We start from the raw sequence: 19,767 nt of genomic DNA, 5'->3' as shown, positions 1-19,767 counted from the left end.
TCTCGCGTGTGGCTCGCGTAGCATGTTCACACCTTGGACGGATTGACGTGGCTGACGGTGGGTGGCAGGGCCCGGCGCTGGTGGCCCGGGTTGCTGGTGGCGGTGGGCGTGGGTGCCTGGGTGCTTCGGGCCTTGCCGTTCTTCCATCGCGCCGGGGCGCTCGGCTACGTCGTGAACTACGACGAGGGCGTGTACGCCGCCGCGTCCGCGCTCCTGTGGAAGGGCCTCTTGCCCTACCGCGACTTCCTCTTCGTGCACCCGCCGGGCGCGCTGCTCCTGGGGGCTCCGGCCGCCGCCGTCGGCGCGTTCGGTGACCCGGCCAGGGGCTTCGCGCTGGCGCGCTGGCTGGCCACCGCCATGGGCGCGGTGAGCACCGTGCTGGTGGGCCGGCTGGCGATGCGGGCCTGGGGACCGGTGGCCGGCGTGGTGGCCGCGCTCGCGTACGCGATGCACCCGGAGGTCGTCACCATGGAGCGCGGGCCGTTCCTGGATCCGCTGCTCAACCTGTGCGGACTGGGGCTCGCGAACGTGTGGCTCCTGCCCTCGGGCCGGGCTCCCCTGCCCCGTCGCGCGGGGCTCGCCGGGGTGCTGGCGGGCGTCATGGCGTCGGTGAAGGTGCTGGGCGGCATCTGGGGCGCGGCGGCGCTGGTGGCCCGGGCGCCCGAGCTTCGCTGGAGCCTGGCGCGGCGCTTCGTGCTGGCCGCGTCGTTCACGGTGCTGGCCCTCGTGGGGCCCCTGGCCCTGATGGCCCCGGGCGCCTTCGTGCGCGACGTGCTGTGGTTCCAGTCCGCCCGCCCCGAGGACGGCGTCACGTCCCGCTCGGAGCGGCTGCTGGAGATGACCCACGAGCGGCGGCGCTACGCCCTGCTGCTCGCGGCGGTGGGCCTGTGCGTCGCGCTGGCGCGGGCCGTGCGGCGCGGCACCCGCGCCCAGGCCGCCCCCGAGCGCTTCGTCGCCACCGCGTACCTGCTCACCGTGGCCGCGTACCTCGCCGCGCACAGCTACTGGTCCAACTACAACGCGCTGCTCGCGGGGCCGGAGGCGCTGCTCGCCGGACTGGGCGCGGCGGCGCTCGTGGGCCTGGCCTCCGCGCGGGCTCGGCCCGCGGGCGCGGTGGCGTTCGGGCTCGTGCTGCTGGCGCCGCTGCACTCGCTGCGGGAAGCGCTGCGCGGTTCGGAGATCCGGCCTCCGGAGCAGGTCCTCCTGGCCCGCTACGTGCGCGAGCAGGTTCCGCCAGACGCGTCCCTGTGCGGCTTCGAGCCGGGCTGGGGCCTCCTGGCCGGACGGCTGCCGCCGAGGCTCCCGGGCCAGGCCGTGCCCCTGGACACGTACGCGCTGATGCTCCAGGACGCGGTCGCGTCCGGCACGCGCTTCCCGGACGCGGCGGCGGCCTTCGCCAGCGCGGACTCCCAGACGCGCATGCTCGCGCTCCTGGCGCGGTGTGACTTCGTGCTCCTGGGCGCGCGCGGCCAGTGGCAGCTGTCCACCGGCAGCCGCCGCTGGTTCCAGGCGAACTACTCGCGCGGCGTGTCGCCGGACTCCCCCGCCGTGGAGCTGTGGCGCCGCCATGAGCTGACATCCGCCTCCGCCACCGGCGCGTCCCCGTAGCTCGACACGCCGGGCGCTTGACGCCCCGCCGGAATCAGGGGACGAACCGGGCCCATGCCCTACACCCCCATCGTCGCCACGCTGGGCTACGTGATGTCGCCGGACGGCCAGCGGGTGCTCCTCATCCATCGCGACGCCCGCCCGGATGACGCCCACTACGGCAAGTACAACGGCCTGGGCGGCAAGATGGAACGCGACGAGGACATCGCCGCGTGCATGCGCCGGGAGATCCGCGAGGAGGCCGGCATCGAGTGCACGCGCATGAGCCTGCGCGGCACCCTGTCCTGGCCCGGCTTCGGCAAGCACGGCGAGGACTGGCTGGGCTTCATCTTCCGCATCGACGCCTTCACGGGCACGCCCCTGGACAAGAACCCCGAGGGCTCGCTGTCCTGGGTCCCCGTGTCGTCCATCCTGTCCCTGTCGCTGTGGGACGGGGACCGGCACTTCCTGCCGCTCGTGTTCGACGAGGACCCGCGCCCCTTCCACGGCGTCATGCCCTACGAGGGCGGCCGCGCGCTGAGCTGGTCCTTCACCCGACTGTAGGGCCGTCCTCCGACCAACGCTCGCGCGGGTTTTTCAAGCCGTCCCTCCCGCCCTGCCGCTACAACCGCCGCCTTCCCATTGGGACTCACGTGAAGGAGCGCGGCGCATGGACCTCATCGGACAGCTCTCGCAGCAACTTGGAGTGGATGGCACGCAGGCACAGGGGCTCGCGGGTTCGCTCCTGAAGCTCGTGCAGGGCACGGTGCAGGAGAAGGTGGGCCCGGACGCGGCCCGGCAGATGGACCAGGCCATCCCGGAGATGCAGGGCTGGCAGCAGCAGGCACAGGCCCAGGCCCCGGCGGGCGACGGCGGCGGCCTCATGGGCGCCCTGGGCGGCATGCTCGGCGGCGCGGGCGGCGGTGGAGGAGGCGGCGGCGGCCTCATGGGCGCCCTGGGCGGCGCGGCGGCCCACGCGGGCGAGGTGGCCGGCGTGGTGGCCATCCTCCAGCGCTTCAACCTGGACGCGGGCAAGGCCACCCTGGTGGCGCCCATCCTCCTCAACTTCCTCAAGTCCCGCCTGGACCCGGGCCTGGTGGGGAAGATCCTCGCCGTGGTGCCCCTGCTCGCGGGCGGCTCCGGCGGAGGCGGCGGTCCCCAGGGCGGTGGCGGGCTGGGCGGGATGCTCGGCGGCCTGTTGGGGAAATAGGACCGGGGGCCCGGGCCCCCGCCGGGCTACAGCGCCATCGTCCCGGCGATGATCTCCTTCATCACCTCGGACGTGCCGCCGCCAATGGTGAGCATGCGCACGTCGCGCCACGCCCGCGCGACGTGGGACTCCTCCACGTAGCCCATGCCGCCGTAGAACTGCTGGCAGTCATAGGCCACGCGCTGGGCCAGCTCCGTGGTGAGGAGCTTGGCCATGGCGATCTCCTTCACGGGCTTCTGTTTGCGTTTGCGATTGAAGAGCTGCACCGCCTGATAGGTGAGCTGCCGCGCCGCCTCCACGCGGGTGGCGTGGTCCACGAAGGTGTGGCGCCACACCTGGAAGTCCAGCAATCGCTTTCCAAACGCCTGACGCTCGCGACCGTAGCGGATGGCCTCCCGCAGCAGGTCGTCCATCACCGCCACCGTGTAGAGCGCCGTCACCAGGCGCTCCGCGTGGAAGCTGTTCATGATGTGGAAGAAGCCGTCGTTCTCCCGGCCCAGCACGTAGCGCGCGGGGATGCGGCAGTCCTCGAAGTAGAGGATGGCCATGTCCGACGAGCGGTGCCCCACCTTCTGGAGCTTCTTCGACACGCTGAAGCCCTTCACGTCCGTGGGCAGCGTCACCAGCGAGATGCCCGGCGCGCCCTCCCCGCCCGTGCGCACCGCCAGCACCAGGAAGTCCGCGCGGGCGCCGTTGGAGATCCACGTCTTGGCGCCCTGGATGACGTAGTCGTCCCCGTCCCGCCTCGCCGTGGTGCGCAGCCGGGCCAGGTCCGAGCCCGCGTCCGGCTCGCTCATCGCCAGCGCCGCGATGCGCTCCCCGGTGAGCGCGGGGGCCAGGAACTCGCGCTTCTGCTCGTCGGTGCCCAGCTCGTTGATGACCGGTGTGGCCATCTGCCCTTGCACCAGGAGCGACATCGCCACGCCGCCGTTGCGCGCGCGCGCCAGCTCCTCCGCGAAGGCGGCCACGTACCAGTAGTCCAGCCCACTGCCTCCGTAGGCCGGATCATGGCTGATGCCGAAGAAGCCCAGCTCTCCGCAGCGGCGGAACACGTCCCGGGGGAACTCGCCGGCCTGGTCCCACTCCAGAGCGTGCGGGGCCAGCTCCTTCTCGGCGAACTGACGCACGGTGCGGCGGAATGCCTCGTGCTCCGGCGTGAAGCGCTCATCCATGGCGCGGGATGCTGTCAGGGCCTGACCCGCGCTTTCAAGCCACGCGGGCCTCAGCGTGCGCGGATGAACGTGAGTGACAGGGCCTGTCCGCCCCGCTGGAGCGCGAGCACCGCGGGGCTGCCCGGCGAGCCCAGCTCCCGCCGCCGCGCCTCGCCCGTGTCCAGCACCACCGCTCCGTCGATGGAGCGCACCACGTCCCCGACCCGCAGGCCAGCGACGTCCGCGCCCTCGGCGATGCCGCTGATGACCACGTCCCGCCCCGTCATGCCGAAGCTCAGGCCCAGCCGTCCCGGCTCCACGCGCTGAAGCCCCAGGCGCCAGTCCCCCAGCGCCTGCGTCTTCCCCGCCGACAGCGTCACCCGCCGGTCCACCAGCTCCCGTCCCCGGCTCCACGCGGTGAGCCGGTGCGCGCCAGGGGCCAGGTCCTTCAACTCGAAGCGTCCGTCCGCGCCCGTGGTGGGCGACGCGATGCCATCCGCGTCCACGTACGCGCCCACCAGCGGTTCACCCGTGCGCGCATCCACCAGCCGTCCGGACACGCTGCCGCCCGCGTCCACCACCACCTCCACGATGGCCTCCGCGCCGGACGCAAGTGACACGTCCACCTTGCCCGCGCGCCCGTCCGGCAGCGTGGCCGTGACGGTGACGCGCGTGGGGAAGACGTCATCCACCTGGAAGGCGTCCCCGGAGAACTGGCGCTCCACGCTGGAGAGGAAGTCGTCCTCGCCGCGCGCCGCGGTGACCGTCAACGTGAAGCCCCGCACCTCGCGGCCTCCCGCCGAGCGCACGGTGCCCCTCAGCCGGGCCCCGGGCTTCAGCTGGAGCGTGAGCTCCTTCCGGGACGCGGACACGCTCACGGCCTCGCCCTGCCGTCCGCCGTTCGTGGACCAGACGCGCCACGCGTCCGAACCCAAGCCATCCAGCGCCAGCACCGCCTGACCGGACGCGTCCGTCATCTCCTCCGCCTGGATGTCCGTGTGCCCCGCCTCCGTGGCCATCACCGTCGCGTGGACGCTGGGCGCGCCGTTGGGCTCCAGCACCGTCACGCGGAGCGGCTTCTTCGGCTCGCCCACCACCAGGTCCACGTGGCGCCGGCCGCCGGCCTCCAGCTCCACGACCTGCTGCTGGTCGCCATTCTGGAAGCGCAGCGCGGACAGCCACGCGCTCAGCTGGTAGCGCCCCGCGCCCACGCGCATCGACCACGTGCCATCCGGCTTCGCGGGCACGTCGACGGACTCGGAGGCCGGCGCGTCCACCCGGTGCGCGGTGACCGTCACCGGGCCCGAGGGCCGCGCACCGTCCTCGGTGCGCACGGTGCCCTCCAGCACACCTTCGTCCACGAGCGTCAGCCGCGCCGTCGCGGTCTTCCCTGCCTCAACGCGCACGGGCTGGCGCACTTCGTCCTCGCTGTTCGCGCGGCGTGCCGCGACGAACACGGTGCCTTCCGGCACGTCCTCCAGCGTGAAGCGCCCCTGAGCATCCGTCACCGAGGGCAGCGCGTCCGGCAGCGGCAGCCACCGGAGCTGGGCCACCACCGTCACGCCGGGAAGCGGTGCCTGGGCGCCATCCACCACCGTGCCCTCGATGCGCCCCGGCGCAGCCAGCTCCAGCACCAGGTCGAAGCGCTGACCCGCGAGCACGCCCAGCCCCATGCGCGTGAGCGGCTGGAATCCCGGCGCGAGCACCCGCACGTCGTAGGCGCCCGGCGCGAGCCCTCCCACCTCGAAGCGCCCGTCCTCCTCCGAACGCACCTGGAGCAGGTCCGCCCGGTCGCCGTGCGCGCGCACGCCCACCGTGGCCCCCGCGATGGCCTCGCCCGAGTCCTTGCGCCGCACCACGCCCGCGAGCGACGCCGCGCCGCCCAGGCGGATCCGCACGTCCTTCACCGTCATGCCCGGCCCCACCACGACCGGGCCACCAGCCGCGCCGGTCTCCTCCCCATGGCGGGCCGTCACCTGGAACGACCCGGGCGGCACATCCAGCGAGAAGCTCCCCGTGTCGCCGGCCTCCACCTCCACCGCGCCGTCCTCGCCCCAGGCGCTCACGCGCGCTCCGGACGCGGGCGTTCCATCCGCGCGGGTGATGAAGCCCTCGATGAACGCGGAGCCGTCCAGTTCGACACGCACGTCCGTCCCCGGCACGTGCACGCGCGCGATGCGGTGGGGCGCATGGCCCGGGGCTCTCGCCTCCAACTGGTATTCACCGCGCGCCAGGCCGTGGAATCCGAACGCGCCCCGTGCGTCGCTGAGCGCTTCGTGCCGCGCCTCGTCCGGCACGGACGCGCCCGTCTGCAGGAACACGGGGAGCGCATCCTCGAAGCCGGTGTGCGGCGTGAGCGTCAGCTCCACCTGGGGCACCGGCGCGCCGCCCACGCGCTCCACCGTCAGGCCCGTCAGCGACACGCCGGGCTCCAGCACCAGGCGGACCGTGGACAGCGCTTCACCGCGGGGACGCGTCACCTCCGCGCGCGCCAGCGCCAGTCCTTGCGCGCGCGCGGTGACGAGATAGGGACCGGGACGCGCCGGCAACACCAGCGCGCCGCCCGCGTCCGTCCGCCCCTGTCCCGCCACGCGCCACGACGGCAGCCGCGAACCGGGGGACGCCGGTCCCCGCAGGTACAGCGTCACCTCCGCGCCCGCGAGCGGCCCGGACGCAGTGACGGCCTCCACGCGCAGCGCTCCATCCGCGCCCCGCATGGGCTGTTCCACGAGCGCGGTCGCTCCGCCTCCATGGCGCGCCGCGGTCCGCGCCGGGCCGGACGCGGGCGGAGGGGAGGACGTCACCGCTTCGCCGCGCACCCCCACGACGGCCGGCGCGGGGGCGCGCATCCAGACAAAGCCGCCGGCCAGCAGGAGCGCCAGCCCGGCCACCACGACGAACACCTTTCGAGACGCCATGCACCCTCCGGGAGAGGTGCGCCCCAAGACACCTCACCCGGTCCCCAGGTTCCAGGAAAGTGCACGCCGCGCACGCGCTACAGGGGCAGGAACGCGATCCGGATGCCCGCGGTGAACAGCGCGTGGAAGCCGTCATCCACGGGCGCGAGGTCCTGGTCCCGGCTGCCCACGCCGGTGATGTCCAGCGTCTGCGTCCCGGTGCGCACCGTGTACTGGCCCACGGACGCGCTGATGATGGGCCCCACCGACAGGCTCCGCGACACCCGCAGGTCGCCGCCCAGCGTGACGCGCGCGATGGTGGGCCCCCGGTCGTTGACGTGCGTGTCCACGTGCGTGGGGACGAACACGCCCGGAGCCACCTGCAGCTGCGTGTCCCCCTCCACGTGGCTCTTCAGGATTTCCAGACCCACGCCCAGGCCGATGTAAGGGTCGAAGCCCGAGCCCGGCCGGATGTGGTAGCGGACCTCCGGCCCCACGCGCCACTGGAAGGTGTCGCACTGGAAGCCCTCCGGGCACGACAGCGCATTCGTCTTCGTCAGCACCGGCTCCCAGCTGCCCCACACGCCCAGGTAGAAGCGCGGCGTCACCCGGAAGCCCAGCTCCGCGATGATGGGGAAGGAGATCTTCGCGGAGTCGGTGATCTTCAAATCCTCCAGGCCGCCCCCCGGGCTCTGGCCGTTCGTGTAGACGTAGCCCAGGCCGAAGCCCACGTTGCCGCTCACCGCGAACTGCGGCCCGATGCGGCCCATCTCCGCCTGCCGCGACATCCCCTCCGAGCTCGTCTCCGAGCTCGTGGTGGTGGACGTCGTCGTGGTCGTCTCCGTCTCCGCCTGGGGCTCCGGCGGTGGCTCCACCGGCTCCTGGGCTCCCGCGGAGGTGGCGAGTCCCAGCGCGGCGGCGAGCGACAGCGTCCAGCGGAACGGCGCATTCATCGAGGTCATCCGGTGCATCCTCCGTGTTCGGGATGGATGCGGACGGAAGCAAGCCGCCAGCGCCGTTAGAAGCCACCCGCCCCCGGCGCGCGCCGCCATTCGACAGACAGCCCCCTTCAGCGACCACTCGCGGACATCCACCCCACCCCACGGGGAGGCAACCTGGTGGGGTGGATGGGGAGCAGGGGCGCGGGAGGACCTGGGACGCGGGCCCGGCGCCCTGACCGCGATCCTCAATCTAGCAAGACGGCCCGGAAATCCAACGGGTTGACCCGGCGCAGGCCAGCGTTCACCTTGCACGGCCACCAACGCCCACGTAGCGGAAAGGAAGACGTCATGGCCGGCCAGGAGCTGTCGCCCGAGGCGCTCGCGCTCATCGCCGAGGAGGAGGCCCTGCTCTCCCGCGTCCAGCAGGCGCTGGCGGAGGCGCGCCGCCAGGCCGCGGGGCGCACGCTGGACACGCAGGGGCTCATGGCCCAGCTGGCGGTGCTGCGCGACGACGCCACCACGGCGCACGCCGCGGACCTGCCGCACGTCTTCACCCAGATGAACGAGGTGCGCTCCATGCTGGAGCGCCAGGAGTCCGTGCCGCTGCCGGACGCGAACGCCCCCTACTTCGCGCACCTGCGCCTGTCCGGCCCCACGGGCGCGCGCGACTACCTGCTCGGGCGCACCAGCTTCGCCAACCTCTCCGCCGGCGTGCGCGTCATCGACTGGAGATTCGCCCCGGTGGCCCGCGTCTTCTACAACTACGAGGAGGGCGACGCGTTCGAGGAGTACTTCGGCGACCGGCTCTCCGAGGGCGAGGTGGAGGCGCGCCGCCTGGTCATCATCGAGAAGGGCGTGCTCACCCGCATCAGCACCGGCCCGCACCTGCTCCAGCGCGATTCACAGGGCCGCTGGCACGCGCGCGGGCGCGACGCGACCTCCGTGCTCTCGGGCGGCACCGGCACCGCCGCGCGTCCGGGCTTCCTGGGCGTGGGCCGCGGCGAGACGCGCGTGGAGGACGCCTTCGGCGTGACGGCGCTGCTGGACGCGGAGCAGTACGCCGCCGTCAGCACCGGCCCGGAACAGCCGCTGCTGGTGCTGGGCAGCGCGGGCAGCGGCAAGACGACGGTGGCCCTGCACCGGCTGGCCAAGGTCGTCTTCGACGACGCGAAGACGTACCCGCAGGCGCGCACCCAGGTCGTCGTCCCGGAGGCGGGCCTGGCCCGGCTCACGCGCCGGCTGCTCGCGCCGCTGGGCCTGGGCAAGGTGTCCGTGGAGACGCTGGAGTCGTGGTCGCTGGCCACCGCGAGGAGCGCCTTCAGCGTGCCCGGCATCAAGCTGTCCCCGGACACGCCCGCGCTCGTGTCGCGCTTCAAGCGCCACCCCGCCCTGCGCCGCGCGCTGGCCGGCCGCCTGCCCGTGTTCAAGGGCAAGCCCCTGCCCCCCACGCTGGACCGGCTGCGCATCAAGCTGGCGGACGCGTACCTGGACCGCGCCTTCCTGGAGGCCGTGGTGGAGGACGCGAAGGGAGAGCTGCCGCGCACCGTGGTGGCGGAGGTGCTGGAGCACACGAAGCACCAGACGGCCACGCCGCTGTCGCGCCAGTACAAGGGCTTCGACGAGGACCGGCTCGTCACCGTGGACGGGCGCGCGATTGAAGCGGACACGACGGACGCGCTCGCGGGCACGGTGGACGCGGACGACCTGCCCATCCTCATGTTCCTCAAGGCGCAGCGGGGCGCGCTGGGCGCGGAGCGGCTGGCGCACGTGGTGCTGGACGAGGCGGAGGACTTCTCCCTCTTCGAACTCTTCGTCGTCAGCCAGCTGCTCGGCGACAGCCGCAGCTGCACGCTGGCCGGGGACGACGTGCAGCAGACCACCACGGGCTTCGCCGGCTGGGACGCCGCGCTGGAGGAGCTGGGCATCCGCGACGCCGCCACCTGCCGGCTCCAGGTGTCCTACCGCTGCCCGCGCCCGGTGGTGGAGCTGGCGCAGCACGTGCTGGGCACGCAGTCCCCGTCCAACGCCGCGAAGGCCGGCCGCGAGGGCGCGCCCGTGGGCTTCCACCACTTCCCGGACGAAGCCCAGGCGTGGCTCTTCCTGGGAGACGCCCTGCGCGACCTGGTGCTGCGCGAGCCGCACGCGTCCGTGGGCGTCATCGCCAGCAGCCGCGAGGCCGCCCAGTCCTTCCACCGCGTCATCCGGGAGATGCCCTGGGCGCGGCTGGTGCTGGAGGGCGACTTCTCCTTCGAGCCCGGCGTGGACGTGACGGACGTGGACAACGTGAAGGGCCTGGAGTTCGACTACGTCGTCCTGCCGGACGTCACCGCGCGCGCCTACCCCGCGGACGACGAGGCCCGCCGCAGGCTGCACGTCGCCGTCACCCGCGCCTCCCACCAGCTGTGGGTGGCCTCGTCCGCCGTGCGCTCCCCGCTCATCCGCACCTTCCCCGGCGCGGACGCGTCCCTTCAGGGCTGACGGCCGCCGCCCGCGCGCCACTCCTTCTGCCGCTGGGCGTGGGCCTCGCGGCGCGCGAGCGCGTCCGACTCCTGGCGGGGAATCTCCGCCAGGCGCGTGCGGTGCATGTTCACGCTCAGCTCCAACAGGCCCCGGTGCTCGGACGGCAGCTTGTCGCCGTAGTCCTGGAGCATCGTGGTGGCGAAGGCGATGGCGTCCTCGGACACCTGGCGGCGGTGCTCGTAGTACTGGTGCACCTCTTCTTCGGACGCCTCGTTGGACAGCACCTTGCCGTAGAGCGCGTTCCACTTCGCCTTCACGCCCTCGCGGCGGCTCAGCTCCGCCGGGTCCTTCGTGGGCGCGTCCATCTCGAAGTACAGGTTGCCCGGCAGCTTCGCGCGCAGCGCCTCCAGGTCCACCGGATAGGGGGCGGGCTCTTCATCCGGGGGCGCCGCCTGCACCTGCGCCGCCGCCGCGCCCACCAGGTCCAACCCGCCGTCCTTCGAGCGGGGCACCGCCGGGGTGGAGGCGAACACGGGCGGCGGCGAAGGGGCCTGCGTCACCGTCGCGGGCGGCGCGGACGGCGCGGTGTCCTCCGGAGCCTGCCCGCCAAAGACAAGCCACGCCCCCACCGCCAGGACCAGGACTCCCGCAGTGCCCAGGGGCAGCTTCCATCGCGCGTGCGTGCTCATGCCCAAGGCCATACCGCGCGCCCCGCACCCGCCGCAACCCACGCCATGCCCTCACACCGACGCGGCGCGCAATTGATACATTTAAAACATGTCCCGGCGCGTCAATTCCCAACCCCTGGCTGACGCGCAGTGACAATTACAATCCTTTCAGATGGAATGCTCCACTCTACGCGGAATTCACTATTTTCACCGCAAGCGAAGTTTCCCTGCTTCCGGCTGATAAACAAAAACGTATCATCCGCGGCCGCAACCCCACTCGAACTCCCCCTCTTGGAGGAAGCCGCATGAGAAGTTTTCTCTGGATGAGCCTTCTGGCCCTCTCCGCCCCCGTGGGCGCCGCGCATGCCGAAGTGCTGGTGGAAGGCATCGTCGACGTGCTGGTGGACGGCGGAAATACCTACCCCTGGCAGAAGGTGGCGCTGCCCGGCCTGAAGTGTGGCAACGGCTCTCAGTACAAGTTCTTCGTGCACAAGACGGGTTCGCCCAACGTGCTCTTCATGATGGAGGGCGGTGGCGCGTGCTGGGACTATGACTCCTGTAGCGGCCGCCTGGGCATCCTGGGCGCGGCGAACCCCAACGGCATCGCCGACGACTACATGACGCAGTTCACGGCGAAGTACGTGTCCCCCATCGTCAACGGCGCGGACCCGGGCCTGCCCTTCCGCGACCGCAAGGACATCGTCACCAAGGGCTGGAACATCGTCTACCTGCCCTACTGCACGGGCGACGTGCACATTGGCAACAACGCCAAGGTCTACACGGATACCACCGGCGGCCAGGCGCCGCTGACCTGGTACCACAACGGCTACAACAACACGCTGGCCGCGGCGAACTACGCCAAGCAGCAGTTCCCCAGCGTCCAGAAGCTGCTGGTGACGGGCTACAGCGCGGGCGGCACGTCCACCTCCGCCGGCTACTACTTCATCCGCAAGGCCATCAACCCGGCCAAGGGATACATGATCAACGACTCCGGCCCCATCTTCATGGCGCCGAACGCGAACTCCCTGTCGCGCTCGCTGCACAACCAGATCCGCTCGTCGTGGAACCTGGACTCCGTGTTCAGCCAGCTGCCGGCCAGCTTCAACATCAGCGACATGGGCTCCATCAACAAGATGGTGGCCACGGAGTTCCCGAACGACCAGCTCGCGTACACGGGCTACACGATGGACTACAACTACTCGCGCTATTCGTATGAGCGTTTCAAGACGCCCAACGACGAGGCGTCCATCCACGCGTACTGGAAGCAGGACCAGGATGCGTTCGTGACGGAGCTGAACAAGTACAACAACTTCAGCTACTTCATCCCGCACCAGCGCGCCATCAACGCCAGCCACTGCAGCACCATCATCACCTTCGTGGGCGCGCACGCCTGCCAGCGGATGGAGAAGAAGTACTGGTACGAGTACATCGACAGCCCGTGGCAGTCCTGGGCCTGCCACAGCGAGATGATCCCCATGGACGTCTTCCTGTCGCGCTTCATCAACAACAACCAGCGCATCCGCATCTACGAGCCCGCCAACAACTACAACAACGAGGACGCGGGCATGAGCATCCTCGCGCCCCTCATCAACGGCGCGCTCGGCGGGTAGTCCCCACCGCTGTCTGTCCCTGAAACGAAAAACGGGAGCGGGCCCCAGGGGTCCGCTCCCGTTGTCTTTTCAGGCCTGCCCTACCGGCTTCAGGTGAGGCCGGGCAGCGTGCCCACGTAGTCCGGGTGGCCGAAGCGGTCCACGTTCACGCCGAAGGCCTGGGCAATGGAGGTGAGCAGCTTGTTGTGCGCCACCGCGCCCGGCAGCGGGCTGCCCGGGCCCGGCCACGTGTCCAGCGGATCCTTGCCGGGGCGCAGGGACAGCATGCGGCCCATGCGGAACTTCCCGCCCGCGCCGCCCGCCAGCACCGTGGGGATGGACACGTTCATGTGGCCGGCGGCGTCCCCCAGCTCGTTCCCCCAGAGGATGAGGGTGTTGTCGAGCACCGTGCCGCTGCCCTCCGGGATGGACTTGAGCGTGTCCATCAGCCGGGCCACCTGTTCGGCGTACCACCGCTGCACCCGCACCATGCGCAGGCGGATTTCGGTGCGCGCCGGCTCGGACTGGGTGTCCGTGCGGTGGGCGATGTCGTTGTGGATGTCCTCGTCAATGCCAATCCACGGCATGGACGACCCGGGGATGGTCATGGTCACCACGCGCGTCAAATCACACGCGAACGCGCGGGCGATGAGGTCCATGTGCAGCTCGGTGAGCGCGGGCATGCTGTTGATGTCGCCCAGGTCGCTCTCCGAAGGCGCCTCCGGCCGGGCGCAGTTGAGCGCGCCGGTGTGGGTGAGCCGCCGCTCGATGTCGCGCAGCGCCGCCAGGTGCGTGTCCAGCTTGGTGCCCTCCGCGGCCGCCAGCCGCGACTTCAGCCGGGTGGCGTCCTTGACGAGGTAGTCCAGCAGGCTCTTGCGCCGGGTCAGGATGGCCTGCGCCTCCGCCGGGGAGCCGCCCAGGCTGGCAAAGAGCCGCTTGTAGACGTTGGCGGGGTTCAATTCGAACGGCACGCGCGAGCCGTTCTCCGTGAAGGAGATGCTGTTGTAGACGTGCTGGGCGCCGAACTGCTCGAAGGCGTGCAGCTGCAGCGAGCGGAACTGGGTGACGCCGCCAATGGTGTTGCCAATCACCTGGTCCAGGGACGGGCCGGAGGGCAGCTCGTCGCCGCTGGACACCTCCACCTGGCTGCCGGTGAGGAAGGTGACGGGGCCGCCCTCGTGGCCGGTGCGGCCGTGCTCGTAGAGGACGCGGTAGTCCAGGCCGTCCAGCACCAGGAGCTTGTCGCGGTGGCGCTGGAGCGGCTGGAGGACGGAGTTCTCGAAGTTGATGTCGTAGCCCGTGTCACTGCCCTTGGGCGTCCAGTACTCCGGCAGGAAGCCGTGGGGGGTGAACAGGGCGATGAAGCGCAGGGGCGCGGCGTCCGCCGCTTCGGCCACGGAGCTGGTGAGCAGGTGCGCGAAGGGCGCCGCCATGGCCGTGCCGGACAGGAGCTTCAGGATGCTGCGTCGGGAGAAGTCGCGGGGCATGGGAGTCAAAGCTCAACGGGTGGGCAGACGCCGCTGCGTGAAGGAAGCCGAGCGCACCAGGCTGACCAGCGCTTCGGTGATTTTCAGGTGGTCCGAGCGGTAGGGGCCCGTGCGCATGGCGGACAGCAGCTCCGTGTCCGAGGCGTGCTCGTCGCGGCCCATGGCGTAGCGCACCAGCTGCAGCGGCACGCAGTTGGCCAGCTCCTCGCTCGTCGTCAGGTAGCGCGCCAGCTGCGCGCCGCCGGTGAAGCTGCCCAGGTTGGTGGTGCCGTCCTTGGCGATCACCGCGCCGCTGGCGTCCACCGTGCGGCCGTTCTCCACCGTGCGGTGCTGGCCCAGGCCGTCGAAGTCCTCCATGCCGAAGCCCATGGGGTCGATGGTCTTGTGGCAGCTGGCGCAGTTCGGGTTGTTGGTGTGCGCCGCGAAGCGCTCGCGGGTGGTGGCGTCCTCCGACAGGGCCGGGGGAATGGTGGACACGTTGGCCGGCGGCGCGGGCACCGTGCGGCACAACAGGCGCGTGAGCACGAACTTGCCGCGCTTGATGGGCGAGGACGAGTCGAAGTGGGCGTACGTGGCCATCACGCCCGCCTGGGTGAGGATGCCCTGGCGCTCCGGGGGCAGCGTCACGCGGCCCAGGCCGGTGTTCTCATCCACGTTGGTGCGGTCCAGGCCGCCGTAGAAGTTGGCCAGCGTCTCGTCCACGAACGAGTACTTCGCGCCCATGAGCTCCTCCACGGAGCCCGAGTGGTCCTTCACGATGGAGTCGATGAAGGCGTCGCGCTCGCGGACCATGGAGTCGCGGAAGTCCACGCTGAAGTCCGGGTACACGAGGTTGTTCTTGTTGACCTTGGCCAGGCCGTTGAGCCCCAGCCACTCAATGAAGAACTGGCGCAGCTTGTTCTGCGCGGCCTCCGTCTTGAGCAGGCGCCGGGCCTGGGCCTCGCGCTCGTCGGGCGAGGACAGCGAGCCGGCCTTGGCGGACGCGAGCAGCGTGGCGTCCGGCGGCCCACCGGTCACCATGAAGGACAGCTCCGAGGCGACCTCGTAGGGGGTCAGCTCCACGACCTGGCCCTTGCGCGCGGTCTCCGGGCCCAGCTCCGTGCGGTACAGGAACGACGCGGAGGAGAAGAGCGCCTGGAGCACCAGCTCCGCGCCCGTCTCCATGGTCCCGCCCTGCTTGCCCTGGTTGAAGAGGGCCAAGAGGTCCGTCTCCTCCTCCGCAGTCACCGGGCGGCGGAAGGCGCGCTCACCCACCTTCTGGATGAAGGACCGCGCGCACTCATCCGGCGTCTTGCCCTTGGGGCACGCGTACAGGTCACTCAGCTGTGACTTGCCCTGCTCCGCCAGCGTCACCGCCGCGGTGTCCAGCTGATCCGCCAGGAGCGACGTCACCTGGAGCCGCTCGTGCGTGGAGAAGCCCAGGATGGTGTCCTCCGCCGCGAAGCCCTGGGCGATGTCCACCTCCGTGCCCAGCACCGCGGCGGCGGACTTGTTGTACTCGTCGCGCGTCAACCGGCGCACGCGCGCGGGCGCCGCCGCGCTCTCAGGTGCCGCGTCCTGCCCACCGATGTTGCCGGTGCAGGCGGAGGCGGACAGCACGAGAGCGGAGGAGAGGTAGAAACGACGCAGTGGCATGATGTCTGGCATTCCTCGCACCCGCGCGGCCTGACAGACGACCGGCGCACAGGCGGTCAGCATTGTAACGGTTGCTCCCCACGCGGACAGGGGGGATTTCATTTCCGGGCGTTTCCACGCTTGCCCGACAAAGAAGCCCTGCTCACGGGGCATGAAGTGCGTCCACGCCTGTCAGGTGCGCACACGGTGTGGGGACGACTCAGGGAGGGACTTCCTCGCCCCGCGCCTTCCACCAATTCTCACCGTACGAGATGAAGATCTGCTCACCAGGGTGGATGTCCCGCAGTGCGTGATAACGGAACACATCGCGGTCCTCCGCGCGGCCGTACTCCGCGTTGGGATCGCTCGCGTGGTTGTAGATCATCCCGTAGCCCATCACGAGCGCGACCCAGTTCCCATAGCGGTGCTGCTCGTGGCGGTGCCAACGAATCTCGAAAACATAGTCGTCGAGCGGTTCGCCCCGGCACAGGCGCTGAGGGACCTTGAGGTAGTGGCACTCCTCGATGAGCTCGCCCGCGGCGATGAAGACGTCGGTGAAGACGCCCATCCCCCACTCGCACGGGCGCACCTTCACGCCGGGGTGGAGGAACAGCGCCGGGCCCAGGTTCATGAGTGCTTCGTTCTCGCTTCCGGTGTCGTCCACGCTGGAGCGAACCATCGCGCAAGACGGGTGGCCACGGGAAGCCGTCACGAACGGGTGAAGCGCGCCTCGACCTGCCGTGAAGTCAGCCTGCCTGGCCGCCAGGCACGGGGCGGCGGCGGAAGGTGTGGCGCAGGAGGTACAGGCCGGGCAACAGCGGCAGCCAGAGCGTGAAGCCGCGCAGGAGCAGCGTGCCCGCGAGCGCCGCCTCCACCGGGACGCCGAAGAGGTTGAGCATGCCCACGGACGCGGCCTCGTAGGTGCCCACGCCGCCGGGGATGATGGACACCGTCTCCGCCATGGAGGCCACCATGAAGCTGACGAACACGGTGCTCAGGGGCACCGTCTGCCCCATGGCGCGGAGCATGGCGCCCAGCGTGGCCGCGTCCAGCACGTACACGGCCAGTTGCAGGACGACGCCGCGCGCGAGCAGCCCCGGGTTGAGCAGCATGCCGGGCGGCACCTCCGCGATGGCCTTGAGCAGCGTGCCCAGCGACGGGATGCGCCGCGCGAAGCGGCCCGGCTTCCACTCGCGGTGCCGCGTGGCCCAGAGGATGCCCAGGGGGATGATCAACGCCACCACGCCAAAGCCGGTGACGAGCCACTGGATCCACTCGTTGAGCTCCGAGCGGCGCCAGAGGAAGTACAGGCTCGCGCCCACGCCCAGCGCCTGCGCGATGTAGAAGCACAGCACCGTGAGCAGCACCGCGCCCGCGGCGGTGCCGGGGCTCGCGCCCTCGCGGCGAAGCCCCCGCCCCACGAGCAGCGACCCGCCCACGCCGCCGGTGGGAATCACCTGGTCGAACGCGAGCTTCATGAGCGACAGCCGCGCCAGCGACCACAGCGACGTCTTGATGCGCGCCCGGTGCAGGACCATCCACCAGATGCCCGCGACGCACAGGTAGGTGCCCACCTGGAACGCGGCGGCCACCAGCAGCCACGCGGGCCGGGCCTGCTTGAGCAGCTCCAGGAACTGCTTCTCCTCGTTGTGCCGCGAAAAGATGAACGCCAGCAGCACGGCGAGCAGCACCACCCCTGGAATCCACCAGCCCCGCCGCCGCTTCGCGGGAACCTCCAGCGGTTCCTCCAGCGTGGGGATGGGGTCGGCGCGAGTGCCCTCCATGCGGCTCCTTTCCGGGAATGGGATGGCTTCGGAAAGAATGCGCTTCATCGCCCCGGGGGGCAGGGTCCCGGGCGCGGCGGCCTGCCTGCCCTGCGTGCGGGAAGGCAAGCACTCGGAGGCCTGCTCGCGGCGGGCGGTCTGGTAGAAGCCCGCGCATGTCCGACGACATCCTCGTGCTGGCGTACGCCGGCTGTGACACCTGCAGGAAGGCGCTGAAGTGGCTGGAGGCGCGGGGCGTGGCCCACCGCGTCCGGCCCATCGTGGAGCAGCCGCCCACCGTGGCGGAGCTGCGCCAGTGGATTCCCAAGAGCGGCGTGTCCGTGCGCAAGTGGCTCAACACCAGCGGCCAGAGCTACCGGGCCCTGGGCAAGCAGAAGGTGGACGCGGCCTCCGACGCGGAGCTGGTGGAGTGGCTGGCGAAGGACGGCAAGCTGGTGAAGCGCCCGGTGCTCGTCACGAAGGACGCCGTCACCGTGGGCTTCAAGCCGGAAGCCTACGAAGCGCTCTTCGCCCTTCACGGTGCTTGAGGGCGGGCGGCCGGACGGGCCCCCGTCCGACCGTCGTCGCGTGCGGGGCGGGTTGCCACGTTGAGGGGGCATGGAAATCGGATCCAGACGCCCCTTGGGGGAGATCCTCCTGGAGCTGGGAGTGGTGGACAAAGGCCAGCTGCGGCTGGGGCTCGTGCACCACCACGAGGTCCATGTCCCGCTGGGACGCGCCCTGGTGAGCGAGGGCGTGTGCACGGAGGCGGACGTGCTGCGGGGGCTGGCCGTCCAGTTCGACGTGGACGCCGTGGACCTGGACCGGCACCCGCTGGACCGGTCGCTGACGAAGCTGGTGCCCGCGCGCATCGCCCGGCAGTACGGCGTCGTGCCGCTGCGGCTGGAGGCGCGCGAGGACAAGGAGGTCCTGCACCTGGCCGTGCCCGCGCCGCTGTCGCTGGACGCGGTGGATGACGTGCGCGCCGTGTCCGGCAAGGCGCGCGTGGAGCCGCACCTGGCCTCCGACAGCGCCCTGTCCCGCGCGCTCAGCGCCCTCTATGGCATCCGGGAGACGTCCGAGTCCTCGCCGGAGCCGCGCCGCCCCGCCGTGCCCCACCCGCCGCTGATGCTCTACGGCTGGCCGCCCGTCACCGCGGTGCTCATCTCCCGCACGCTCGCGCGCAACGGCATCCCGTCACGCGTCGCCACGCCGCTGGAGGTGCTTCATACGCGCGCGAACGACGTGGTGCTGGCCCCGCTCCAGGCCATGGAGGGGCTGCTCGCGGGCGAGGTCCACATCGAGGGCGAGCTCATCGTGCACGGCACCAACGACGACGAGGGCTTCGACCGGGCGCGCAAGCTGAACGCGCGCGGCTTCCTGGCCAACCCGCGCGACGAGGAGCTGCTCCTGCGCGCCGTGCGCAGGCTGCGTCCGGACGCGGGCAACGAGGACTCCTGGCCGCGCCACTCCTGACAGGGGCTACGGGGCCGCTGACGTCGCCGGGGCGGCGGCCTGCATCGCCGGCTTCACGGGCGCGGGGCGCGCGGTGTGCTTTTCGTCTGGAGACGGGGCCTCCAGGCCCAGCACGCCCAGAACCTCCGGATAGACCTTGTTCGCGAAGTAGCGGCCGCCGGCCACGGTGAAGTGCACGCCGTCCGTCATGCGCAGGCGCATGGGCTTGCGGAAGCCCTCCACGCGGGCCTGCTTCAGCGCCTTGCCGCGCGCGTCGGTGAAGTAGGGCCGCGTCTCCAGGTGCACGGCGTCTCCACGCCCGGCGATGACCTCCCGCTGCAGGTCGCGGATCAGCGTGAGCTTCTGCTCGAAGCGCTGGCGGCCCGTGGCGGGCAGCTCCAGCCAGACAATCTTGCGGCCCGGCGCGGAGATGGCCGTGACGAAGTCGGTGAGCCGCTGGCGGTATTCGCCCTGCCAGTCCGGCTTGCCCCAGGCCACGGTGGCGCGCCCCTGACGCGTGTGCAGGGCCTGCCCGTCGTTGCCGCCCAGGATGACCACCACGACGTCCGGCTGGTGCTCCTGGACCTCCTGCTGACCGACCTCCAGCCAGTCGAAGAAGTCCGGGCGCGCCAGGCCCGTGGAGGACTTCGCGCGGCGCTCGCAGCGGATGCCCGGGTGCGCGGCCAGCTGGTTCTGGAGGTACTCCCCGAAGCCCGTGGCGATGAGGCTGTCACCCAAAAGCAGCACGGTGCGGCGGGGCGCGGGCGCCGGGAGGGCGGCCCGGGCCGGAGCGGTGGGCAGCACGGGCGAGGCGGTCAGCCCGGGGGCGGATTCCGGAGCGGCCTGGGCCGCCGTGGACAGGAACGCCAGGAAGAGGAGCGCGCGAGAAGGACGGGTCGACATCGGCGGAGGCGAAGCTACTTCCCGGACCCCGCGTCCGTACAC

Annotated in this window: 16 protein-coding genes; 7 read left to right on the top strand and 9 right to left on the bottom strand. The window is 71.3% G+C overall.

Going from position 1 to position 19,767, the window contains the following annotated elements:
• Positions 1 to 33 precede the first annotated feature (33 nt).
• The 3 genes from D7X96_RS05315 (at position 34) to D7X96_RS05305 (ending at position 2,797) form a co-directional block, all read left to right on the top strand.
• Positions 34 to 1,608: a glycosyltransferase family protein gene (locus D7X96_RS05315; RefSeq protein WP_147442601.1), complete on the top strand. Its 1,575-nt coding sequence runs from the start codon at positions 34 to 36 to the stop codon at positions 1,606 to 1,608.
• A gap of 54 nt (positions 1,609 to 1,662) precedes the next feature.
• Entirely contained in the window at positions 1,663 to 2,151 is a 489-nt protein-coding gene (locus D7X96_RS05310) for an NUDIX hydrolase (protein WP_121722939.1), read from the top strand.
• Between the two features lie 106 nt (positions 2,152 to 2,257).
• Positions 2,258 to 2,797: a DUF2780 domain-containing protein gene (locus D7X96_RS05305; RefSeq protein ID WP_120546223.1), complete on the top strand. Its 540-nt coding sequence runs from the start codon at positions 2,258 to 2,260 to the stop codon at positions 2,795 to 2,797.
• A gap of 26 nt (positions 2,798 to 2,823) precedes the next feature.
• Here the strand turns inward: D7X96_RS05305 and D7X96_RS05300 are convergent, their stop codons facing one another.
• From D7X96_RS05300 to D7X96_RS05290, 3 genes are all read right to left on the bottom strand, one after another.
• Positions 2,824 to 3,969, bottom strand: coding sequence for an acyl-CoA dehydrogenase family protein (locus D7X96_RS05300; RefSeq protein WP_120546224.1), 1,146 nt, complete (start codon positions 3,967 to 3,969; stop codon positions 2,824 to 2,826).
• Between the two features lie 50 nt (positions 3,970 to 4,019).
• Positions 4,020 to 6,866: a carboxypeptidase regulatory-like domain-containing protein gene (locus D7X96_RS05295; RefSeq protein WP_121769150.1), complete on the bottom strand. Its 2,847-nt coding sequence runs from the start codon at positions 6,864 to 6,866 to the stop codon at positions 4,020 to 4,022.
• 77 nt (positions 6,867 to 6,943) lie between these two features.
• A complete protein-coding gene (locus D7X96_RS05290; RefSeq protein ID WP_120546226.1) occupies positions 6,944 to 7,807 on the bottom strand; it encodes a hypothetical protein in 864 nt (287 codons plus the stop codon).
• 327 nt (positions 7,808 to 8,134) lie between these two features.
• Between D7X96_RS05290 and D7X96_RS05285 the strand changes: the two genes are divergently transcribed.
• Positions 8,135 to 10,264: an ATP-binding domain-containing protein gene (locus D7X96_RS05285; RefSeq protein ID WP_121769149.1), complete on the top strand. Its 2,130-nt coding sequence runs from the start codon at positions 8,135 to 8,137 to the stop codon at positions 10,262 to 10,264.
• Here the strand turns inward: D7X96_RS05285 and D7X96_RS05280 are convergent.
• Complete coding sequence (locus D7X96_RS05280) at positions 10,255 to 10,935, bottom strand: hypothetical protein (RefSeq protein ID WP_120546256.1); 681 nt, start codon at positions 10,933 to 10,935, stop codon at positions 10,255 to 10,257. The genes D7X96_RS05285 and D7X96_RS05280 overlap by 10 nt on opposite strands.
• 302 nt (positions 10,936 to 11,237) lie before the next feature.
• Here D7X96_RS05280 and D7X96_RS05275 point away from each other — a divergent pair, with 302 nt between their 5' ends.
• Positions 11,238 to 12,524 (top strand): pectin acetylesterase-family hydrolase, encoded by a 1,287-nt coding sequence (locus D7X96_RS05275; RefSeq protein ID WP_279637351.1) that lies wholly within the window; start codon positions 11,238 to 11,240, stop codon positions 12,522 to 12,524.
• An 89-nt stretch (positions 12,525 to 12,613) separates the two neighbouring features.
• On the opposite strand, the gene D7X96_RS05270 is transcribed toward D7X96_RS05275, so the two are convergent.
• From D7X96_RS05270 to D7X96_RS05255, 4 genes are all read right to left on the bottom strand, one after another.
• Positions 12,614 to 13,990 carry a DUF1552 domain-containing protein gene (locus D7X96_RS05270; protein ID WP_120546229.1) on the bottom strand — a complete coding sequence of 459 codons (1,377 nt, stop codon included), beginning with the start codon at positions 13,988 to 13,990 and terminating at the stop codon, positions 12,614 to 12,616.
• Positions 13,991 to 14,002: 12 nt separating this feature from the next.
• Positions 14,003 to 15,625, bottom strand: coding sequence for a DUF1592 domain-containing protein (locus tag D7X96_RS05265; RefSeq protein WP_233610063.1), 1,623 nt, complete (start codon positions 15,623 to 15,625; stop codon positions 14,003 to 14,005).
• Positions 15,626 to 15,824: 199 nt separating this feature from the next.
• Positions 15,825 to 16,268 (bottom strand): SET domain-containing protein-lysine N-methyltransferase, encoded by a 444-nt coding sequence (locus D7X96_RS05260; RefSeq protein WP_233610064.1) that lies wholly within the window; start codon positions 16,266 to 16,268, stop codon positions 15,825 to 15,827.
• Positions 16,269 to 16,350: 82 nt separating this feature from the next.
• The gene (locus D7X96_RS05255) at positions 16,351 to 17,388 is read right to left on the bottom strand and encodes a lysylphosphatidylglycerol synthase transmembrane domain-containing protein (RefSeq protein ID WP_120546231.1); all 1,038 of its coding nucleotides are present in this window, start codon (positions 17,386 to 17,388) and stop codon (positions 16,351 to 16,353) included.
• Between the two features lie 155 nt (positions 17,389 to 17,543).
• Here D7X96_RS05255 and D7X96_RS05250 point away from each other — a divergent pair, with 155 nt between their 5' ends.
• The gene (locus tag D7X96_RS05250; protein WP_121769148.1) at positions 17,544 to 17,915 is read left to right on the top strand and encodes a Spx/MgsR family RNA polymerase-binding regulatory protein; all 372 of its coding nucleotides are present in this window, start codon (positions 17,544 to 17,546) and stop codon (positions 17,913 to 17,915) included.
• Between the two features lie 70 nt (positions 17,916 to 17,985).
• The gene (locus D7X96_RS05245) at positions 17,986 to 18,843 is read left to right on the top strand and encodes a GspE/PulE/PilB domain-containing protein (RefSeq protein ID WP_120546233.1); all 858 of its coding nucleotides are present in this window, start codon (positions 17,986 to 17,988) and stop codon (positions 18,841 to 18,843) included.
• Positions 18,844 to 18,849: 6 nt separating this feature from the next.
• On the opposite strand, the gene D7X96_RS05240 is transcribed toward D7X96_RS05245, so the two are convergent.
• A complete protein-coding gene (locus D7X96_RS05240; protein WP_121769147.1) occupies positions 18,850 to 19,725 on the bottom strand; it encodes an SGNH/GDSL hydrolase family protein in 876 nt (291 codons plus the stop codon).
• Between the last annotated feature and the right edge of the window lie 42 nt (positions 19,726 to 19,767).

It is taken from the genome of Corallococcus interemptor, from assembly GCF_003668875.1.
Classification (GTDB): Bacteria; Myxococcota; Myxococcia; order Myxococcales; family Myxococcaceae; genus Corallococcus; species Corallococcus interemptor.
This window is presented reverse-complemented; position numbering and strand designations above follow the sequence as displayed.